This is a genomic window from Novosphingobium cyanobacteriorum (genome assembly GCF_029436685.1).
Taxonomy (GTDB): domain Bacteria; phylum Pseudomonadota; class Alphaproteobacteria; order Sphingomonadales; family Sphingomonadaceae; genus Novosphingobium; species Novosphingobium cyanobacteriorum.
In genome coordinates this window covers 75,686-82,280 of sequence record NZ_JAROCY010000020.1, presented here as the reverse complement: position 1 = coordinate 82,280, position 6,595 = coordinate 75,686, and the positions used below count along the sequence as shown (strand labels likewise).

Annotated in this window: 10 protein-coding genes; 8 read left to right on the top strand and 2 right to left on the bottom strand. The window is 62.9% G+C overall.

The genetic code is table 11. From position 1 onward, the window contains the following. The first annotated feature begins 294 nt into the window (after window positions 1-294). From POM99_RS17970 to POM99_RS22425, 8 genes are all read left to right on the top strand, one after another. On the top strand, window positions 295-549 hold the full coding sequence (locus tag POM99_RS17970) for a hypothetical protein (protein WP_277279919.1): 255 nt from the start codon (window positions 295-297) through the stop codon (window positions 547-549). After that, window positions 546-797 (top strand): hypothetical protein, encoded by a 252-nt coding sequence (locus POM99_RS17965; RefSeq protein ID WP_277279917.1) that lies wholly within the window; start codon window positions 546-548, stop codon window positions 795-797. Before POM99_RS17970 ends, POM99_RS17965 begins: the two co-directional genes overlap by 4 nt. A 516-nt stretch (window positions 798-1,313) precedes the next feature. Further along, window positions 1,314-2,144 (top strand): toprim domain-containing protein, encoded by an 831-nt coding sequence (locus tag POM99_RS17960; RefSeq protein WP_277279915.1) that lies wholly within the window; start codon window positions 1,314-1,316, stop codon window positions 2,142-2,144. Further along, window positions 2,141-3,451: an AAA family ATPase gene (locus tag POM99_RS17955; RefSeq protein WP_277279913.1), complete on the top strand. Its 1,311-nt coding sequence runs from the start codon at window positions 2,141-2,143 to the stop codon at window positions 3,449-3,451. The genes POM99_RS17960 and POM99_RS17955 overlap by 4 nt, the downstream gene beginning before the upstream one ends. A gap of 163 nt (window positions 3,452-3,614) precedes the next feature. Next, window positions 3,615-3,878, top strand: coding sequence for a hypothetical protein (locus POM99_RS17950; protein WP_277279911.1), 264 nt, complete (start codon window positions 3,615-3,617; stop codon window positions 3,876-3,878). After that, window positions 3,769-4,224: an HGGxSTG domain-containing protein gene (locus POM99_RS22495; RefSeq protein ID WP_369011643.1), complete on the top strand. Its 456-nt coding sequence runs from the start codon at window positions 3,769-3,771 to the stop codon at window positions 4,222-4,224. Before POM99_RS17950 ends, POM99_RS22495 begins: the two co-directional genes overlap by 110 nt. A 225-nt stretch (window positions 4,225-4,449) precedes the next feature. After that, on the top strand, window positions 4,450-4,779 hold the full coding sequence (locus POM99_RS17945; RefSeq protein ID WP_277279909.1) for a hypothetical protein: 330 nt from the start codon (window positions 4,450-4,452) through the stop codon (window positions 4,777-4,779). A 131-nt stretch (window positions 4,780-4,910) separates the two neighbouring features. Beyond that, window positions 4,911-5,228, top strand: a complete 318-nt coding sequence (locus tag POM99_RS22425) for an excalibur calcium-binding domain-containing protein (protein ID WP_313792149.1) — start codon at window positions 4,911-4,913, stop codon at window positions 5,226-5,228. Between the two features lie 97 nt (window positions 5,229-5,325). Here POM99_RS22425 and POM99_RS17935 read toward each other — a convergent pair whose 3' ends face one another. Together POM99_RS17935 and POM99_RS17930 are read right to left on the bottom strand one after the other, a co-directional pair. Beyond that, window positions 5,326-5,757 carry a hypothetical protein gene (locus POM99_RS17935; protein WP_277279907.1) on the bottom strand — a complete coding sequence of 144 codons (432 nt, stop codon included), beginning with the start codon at window positions 5,755-5,757 and terminating at the stop codon, window positions 5,326-5,328. Between the two features lie 89 nt (window positions 5,758-5,846). Then, window positions 5,847-6,551, bottom strand: a complete 705-nt coding sequence (locus POM99_RS17930; protein WP_277279906.1) for a YbjQ family protein — start codon at window positions 6,549-6,551, stop codon at window positions 5,847-5,849. Window positions 6,552-6,595 lie beyond the last annotated feature (44 nt).

Sequence of the window (6,595 nt, the reverse complement as noted above, 5' to 3'; positions counted from 1 at the left end):
CCAACATCCCCGCCCTCGCCGTTCGTATGCACAAACGGACAGCCTCAAACATGCCCAAGGGTGGGGTCAATTTTAGACGCCGATTACCCCTCAAACGGGGTCAATTTTGCACGCCGGTCTACACATAAAGCGAGCCCCGGCGGGTAAGGCCGGGGCAACGCGCGAAAAGCTGGCAGGCGGCTCGCGCTTCCTCTCTACCGTTGATGCCTATCGCGCGCAAACCCTGATCGCGGCCCATCATGTCCGACCTGAATTGGCCGGGATGATTGCAGCCCTTGCGTTTGGGGGTTCGGCATGAAGCGTGGCCCGATCATTGCAGTTGCACCGGACCCCGCCGGCTTCCGCGTACTGGCGACCGATGCCTGGCGTGGCCTCCATTGGCCGAAGCCGGGTGAAGTTCTAACCCCTTTCGTGGCTCTGCACTATGCGCGCAAAGCGGCTGAAGCGGGCGGGCGCCTCCACTTCGAGATCGTTCCTGACGGCAAGCCATATTGGATCTTGACCGTCGCCGAGCGTGACGAGTTCCAAGCAGGAGGGCAGGACCAGTGAACCTGTATCCGATCCCGGGCGGCTTTCGCTCGCAGCTTTACCTGCTGCCTCAAGGGTTCATCATTTCATTCGAGGTCGCTGGCGGCGTGCTGTCTTGCGAGTGGTGGCCGCGCGAGCCCAGCCGGTCGGAAATGCGTGCCATGCTCGAAAACTATCGTGCGGCGCGCGGCGACTTTCTGGCGCTAACCGGTCTGCGAACGGTCGTGATCGAAGCATTCGAAAGGGGTGAAGGCGATGCGCTGCATTGACCCCGTCCCCAAGTTCGGAGGGCACCGCTATGCGTAGGAGCGCCAGAACCAGTCGGGCTGCGCTCGCCTCAATGGGTAGCGAAAGGGACAATCTTCGCGCTCTGGCCTACCGCCTGATCCACGACGCCGGGGCGCGCGGCATGACTGCGCTGGAAGTTGTCGCAGCCTCCGAGCGTGAGCGCTGGGGGATTCAGCCACGCATCTCCGAACTCGTATCCGCCAAGAGCGTCATTGATTCCGGGAGAACGCGCACGAACCCGAGCGGACGGCAGGCAATCGTATGGATCGTGCCTGATCATCTCCGGCAAGGTGGCGCCCAATGAGCCGCGCTCCCGCTGTATGCCGCAAATGCGCCGCCTTCCGCGCCGTCACGCGCCGCGATCATTCGGAATGGGGCGAGTGCCGGCGGCGCGCTCCCGTCCTGCCTGCCGATCCCGACTGCGATCTGACTTGGCCGCTCGTTCGCCCGGATGACTGGTGCCTTGAGGCAGTGCCGATTGATGGAGGGGACGTGCCATGCTGACCCTGCAAAGCATCGCCCAGGCGCTAGGTGGCCAGATCTGTGGCCGCGAAGTGCTGGCCCCAACGCCTGGCCATTCAAAGCATGACCGCGGGACTGCCGTCCGGCTGGCGCCGGGTGCACCCGATGGTCTGCTCGTCGCCTGCTACAACGGTGGCTGGCACGAGGTTGCGCAAGTGAAGGATGCGCTGCGCAATGCAGGCATCCTGCCCGGCTGGGATGGACATAAGCGGGAATTGACCCAAGCCGAGCGAGAGGCGATCAGGCGCGCGGTGGCCGAGCGGGAACGGGAAAAGGCGCTGGCACAGGCCCATGCGGCTGAGAACGCCCGCCGCAGCCTCGCTGGAGCGCAACCGGCCGATCCCGCTCACCCATACCTCGCAAGCAAGCGAATCGCACCTGAGCGACTCTGGCAGGGCATGGATGCCTATGGCTGCGCCGATGCCTTGCTGATCCCGATGCAGGACGATGCAGGCCGCGTGTGGAACGTGCAGTCGATCGTGCCCAGCCGCGACAAGGCAAAGCTCTATGTGCGCGGTGCGCGGACCAAAGGCCTGTTCTGGTGGGCAGGCAAGGCAACGGATCGGCTGGTGATCGGCGAGGGCGTCGCCACAGTGGCTGCTGTTCGCCGCGCGACTGGTCTGCCTGTCATTGCCGCAATGACCGCCAGCAACCTGCCTGCAGTAGCCGCAAAGGCCCGGGAGAGACTGCCGCGCGCACATATAACCATCGCTGCGGACGATGACCCCGCTGGGCACGAGTATGCCCGCAAGGCAGCCGCGCTCTCCGCCGCGACAATCGTTTATCCGAAAGAAGCAAGCCAATGACTTCCACCGCCTATTCGGGCCGCGACTTTGCCGATCTGGCTGATGCGCAGATTGCCCAGTTCTTTGGCGATGCCGAGGAATGCTCAGGTCAAGACGATGCTCCGCTGATCAAGGCTGCGCCCTATAGCTGGCCTGATCCGGCATCGATCCCCCGGCGGCAGTGGCTGCTCGGCCGATGGCTTCTCCGGGGCGAGGTGACCGCGATTTTCGCGCCTGGCGGGGTGGGCAAGTCTACCCTCTCGACCGCGATCGCCATCTCTCTTGCGAGTGGTCGCGACCTCCTGAACCAGCCGCCCAAGGGACAGGTCGGAGCATGGATCTACAACCTCGAGGACGCGCCCGAGGAGCTCGACCGCCAGATTGCCGCGACCCTTCTCTTGCACGGTGTCGATCGCGAGGAATGCGATGGCCGGCTCTTCGTCAATTCCGGCATCACGATGCCTCTGTGCACCGCTAGCGAGGAAGAAGGCGGGCCGACGATCAACGAGGCTGCGTTCGTCCAGCTTAAGACCACGATCCTGCGCGAAGGCATCGGCGTGGTAGTGATCGATCCTCTCGTTTCCAGCCATCGCGTGACCGAGGCAAGCAACGAGGCAATCGACGCGATCGCCAAGCGGTGGAAACGGCTGGCGCACGAGACTGGCTGCGCCGTGATCCTGGTGCACCACACACGCAAGCTGATGGGGCGAGAGGCCACCGCCGAGGATGGCCGCGGGGCTGTGGCACTGCGCGATGCCGCGCGCGTCGTGCTGGTCCTGAACAAGGTATCGGCGTCCGAAGCAGAATCGCTCGGCCTCACCGATCCCAAGATCTACCGCTCGCTCGTCAAGGTCGACATGGGCAAGGCCAGCCGAGCTCCGGACGAAACGACGACCTGGCTAAAGCTGGAGGGGCAATCCCTCGGCAATGGCGACGACCTGGAGCCGCCAGACTTCGTGGGCGTCGCGACGCTGTTCGACAAGCCGGACGTGTTCGACGGGATGACCACTTGGCACCTCTACCGGGTGCAACAGCGCCTTGAGGAGCGTGACTGGCGCGACAGTGTGCAGGCGAAGGACTGGATCGGAAAGCTGGTGGCGGAGGTGACCGGCCTCGACGCTTCCAAGAAGAGCAAGGACATCGGACGCATCAAGGCGATCGTGAAGGAGTGGAAGCGCACCGGCGCATTGGTCGTAGATCATCGCACAGACGACAACGGCGACACCCGCCCCTGCATCGCGATCGGCAAGGTAGTCGACCCGTCCGAATGTGGCAGTCCGCACCTTGAAAGCAAAGGTGCGGAAGGTGCGGAAAGTGCGGTCGCGTGACCCGCTGGAACCCTACCCGCACTTCCGCACCTCCCCTTTATGGGGAGTGCGGAGTGGTGGTGCGGTTCATGGAAGGTGGGGAGTATTTCAAGGTGCGGGACAAGTGGGGGTTAAGGGACGCTTCGCGCACGCGCGCGCGATGCGTCCGGCTGGGGGAAATGGCATGCTGATGGACGCCCGGCCGATCGCGCAAATCATCCCATTCCCGACCCGCTGGCAACGTGCCTGGCTGATCTGCGCAATGGGCGACGGGACCTATCGGGGCGAGGTGCACGGGCTCGAGGTTGACGGTCCCCGCGCGACCCAGCCGGGCCGCTATGAGCTCGTCTTGTCGGCGCTGCAGCGACCGGATGCTCGCCGGGGTCTGCCGATCATCACTTGCCGGGAAAGTTCCGGGATTAGTGGCGCAGCTGATGCCCGCAGATGACCAAGCCGATCTGCGCGCCGCGTACCGGCGATACTGGAGAGCGCGGGCCGCATATCGCGAGAGGTGCAACGAGGCGCGAAGCGCAATCTGGCAGGCGTGGCTTGTAAATCCCCGTGTCGGCTGGCGCGAACCGCGCTTCTCACCATTCCCGACGCTGCCAGCCGAGCTTCAAAGCCTCACGTGCGGCGCCCGGACGAGGGCAGGCACTCCATGCAAGCGCCGCGACCTCTACATCTCGGGCCGCTGCAAATTGCATGGTGGCATGAGCACCGGGCCGACCAGCAAGGAGGGCAAAGCGAAGGTGGCGCGTAACGGAATGCGCCGCCGTTTGATTCTCGATGATTAAATTCAAGTCCGCTGACCGCGAGTTAGCGCCGTGGCTTTGCAAAAGTAGCAAAGAGTAGCAAACGGCCGGGCGGGGTGTTCACGGGGAGGCTCATTGCGGTCCGAGCAAAGCCCATGAGAGGTTGATAAAAGTTCACCCCCGATGCGCTTCGTGCAAACCCCACGAGGACCTGACAAATCCTAACTTCGGCGTATCGTGGCGGCATGGCTGGCAAACGGGGGTGCCATGATTCTCGAAGCTCTAGTGGTCTGGCTGGTTTGCGCGTTTGCGGCCGCCCTGATCGCATCGGCCAAGGGGAGAAGCAGCTGTGGCTTTGCGTTTCTCGCCTTCATCCTTGGGCCGCTGGGTTTGATCGTGGCGGCGCTGGCCAGCCCTGACCAAGAAGAGCTGACCCGGCGCAGCTTGCGCAACGGCACTCTGCGGAAATGTCCGAGGTGCGCGGAAGCGATCAAACGCGAGGCGCTCGCCTGCCGGTTCTGCGGCTGCGACATGGCGTTATTCCATGAAGAGCGGACATGGCTTGAGCGTGTTGCTGATCGGCTGGCGGGGATTTGAGTGGGAGCCGCGGGCCGAAACCGTCAGGGCCATCCAGCGCCCACCAGCCGGCGGTAAGCTGCATCCGATTTGGTGGGACAACTTGTCGCCGCACCTCGCTCGCGTATCATCAGTTGCGAGAAGGAGAGGCGATGGGCCGAGTCACTCTGGCATTCTGCGCACTATTAGCGCCCGTCGTGGCATTCGCGCACCCGGGCGGGTTGAATGCCGAGGGCTGCCATTTCAACCGGAAGACTGGCGACTACCACTGTCACCGTGCAGTAGGCGCGCCTCTTCCAATGCCGATGCCGCGAGCACCCGCTCAGCCATTTCGAAGCTCGCCTGGGGTTGCCGCCTACTATCCGAATTGTGCCTCTGCACGAGCGGCTGGAGCGGCACCTTTGCGAGCAGGTGCACCTGGTTACCGTGCGGGCTTGGACCGGGATGGGGACGGCGTCGCTTGCGAGTAACCTGCGATGAAAGTGGGGCCGATCAACCAGAAGGTTCGACCCAATTTGGCGGATGTCGGGCTGCATTTAGCGTCTGACATTGGGTGGGGAGCGGACGTTAGAGCGCGATGCGCTCTGATGGCTTCGGCGCTATACTGTCGAGCCATTCATGGCCTAAGAGCGCCGCACCGTCGCCCCAATGAAGCTCATCACCATCGACCCAAAAATGGAACGAGTCGCGGCCAGCTAGAGTGAGCTTCACGCCGACACTGCACCCGTTCCATGCCAGCGCTTCTAAGCCGGTCACTTCAACATCGCGCAGCGTTGGAAACAAAGCTTCCGTGACATCGGCGATGTCCACTTGGCCGCATTCCTCCATGTTACACGGTGCATCGAGCGGGCCATCGTCCACAATCATTCGCTCGCCGTCACTGGCAACTTTGAGGCGCACAGCCCTGCCCCGATCGAACGCGAGCTGCAGCTGCAACGGCTTTCCGTTCATTTGACCATCAAAGATATGGCGGTTCGCGATGATGGAGTTGAGCCTCATAGCCATGCATGCTGCCGCGAGCGCGCAATATCTGCAAGTGGGCGAGAGCAGCCAGCCGGATTGGCCCGCAGCGCTGCCTTAAGACCCTCTCAATCCTCGCCCGGCAGAGGCACCGCCTCGCCGAGTTCGTCCCCGGGACGAATGTCGCCGTCGAGCCATCGTTTCAAGATCCGCCCACGCTCCATGGCAAACGACACCCATTCGGCCATTGCCTGGGCTTGAGCGTCAAACACGGCAGCAAGGTCGGGTATAACGATCGCAGTGCCTTGCATATTGACGGTCGCCGCGTTGTTGGTGGTGGTGCCGTAGTCAATGTCGACGCCGATGATGCAGTTCGCGCCCATCGCGATCGCTTTTTGCACGATGATCGCCCGGGCCGCGGCCTCTCCCTTGTTCACTTTCAAGGCCATGCCGGACTGCTGGTTGACCACTCCAAACATGTCGGAAAGGCCTTGGCTGAACTCGTTGAACAGACCCGTTCCGACTGTGACATTCCCGGTCACCATTCCTAGGGCGCGATAGCGGTTGTCTCCAGGCAATACGCTTACGGTGAGCAAGGGGAACGAGGCGAGCGCATGCTCCAGTCCGCGGTTCAGCGCCGCTAGCTGGAGCTTCAACTGGTGGACTGTCTCAACCTTCAGATCATTCCCACACTTGTTGCAGAGCGCCTCGAACTCCGTTCCGTGCACCAAATTAACAGCCTTCACTGTCGACTCAGCCAGCGCATGATTTGCCGCGCCGAACATCCCTCCATCGGTGATCTTTTCGCTGCAGTTCAGACAATGCTCGGCCATGAATCCCCCTTCGGTTAAGCTGATGATGACCTGCCAAGGGGAGC

Bases quoted from the DNA above. Each gene is read 5' to 3' on its own strand.
- POM99_RS17960 (WP_277279915.1), top strand. From the start codon at position 1,314: ATGCTGACCCTGCAAAGCATCGCCCAGGCGCTAGGTGGCCAGATCTGT.
- POM99_RS17955 (WP_277279913.1), top strand. From the start codon at position 2,141: ATGACTTCCACCGCCTATTCGGGCCGCGACTTTGCCGATCTGGCTGAT.
- POM99_RS17970 (WP_277279919.1), top strand. From the start codon at position 295: ATGAAGCGTGGCCCGATCATTGCAGTTGCACCGGACCCCGCCGGCTTC.
- POM99_RS17935 (WP_277279907.1), bottom strand. From the start codon at position 5,757: ATGAGGCTCAACTCCATCATCGCGAACCGCCATATCTTTGATGGTCAA.
- POM99_RS17945 (WP_277279909.1), top strand. From the start codon at position 4,450: ATGATTCTCGAAGCTCTAGTGGTCTGGCTGGTTTGCGCGTTTGCGGCC.
- POM99_RS17930 (WP_277279906.1), bottom strand. From the start codon at position 6,551: ATGGCCGAGCATTGTCTGAACTGCAGCGAAAAGATCACCGATGGAGGG.
- POM99_RS22495 (WP_369011643.1), top strand. From the start codon at position 3,769: ATGAGCTCGTCTTGTCGGCGCTGCAGCGACCGGATGCTCGCCGGGGTC.
- POM99_RS17950 (WP_277279911.1), top strand. From the start codon at position 3,615: ATGCTGATGGACGCCCGGCCGATCGCGCAAATCATCCCATTCCCGACC.
- POM99_RS22425 (WP_313792149.1), top strand. From the start codon at position 4,911: ATGGGCCGAGTCACTCTGGCATTCTGCGCACTATTAGCGCCCGTCGTG.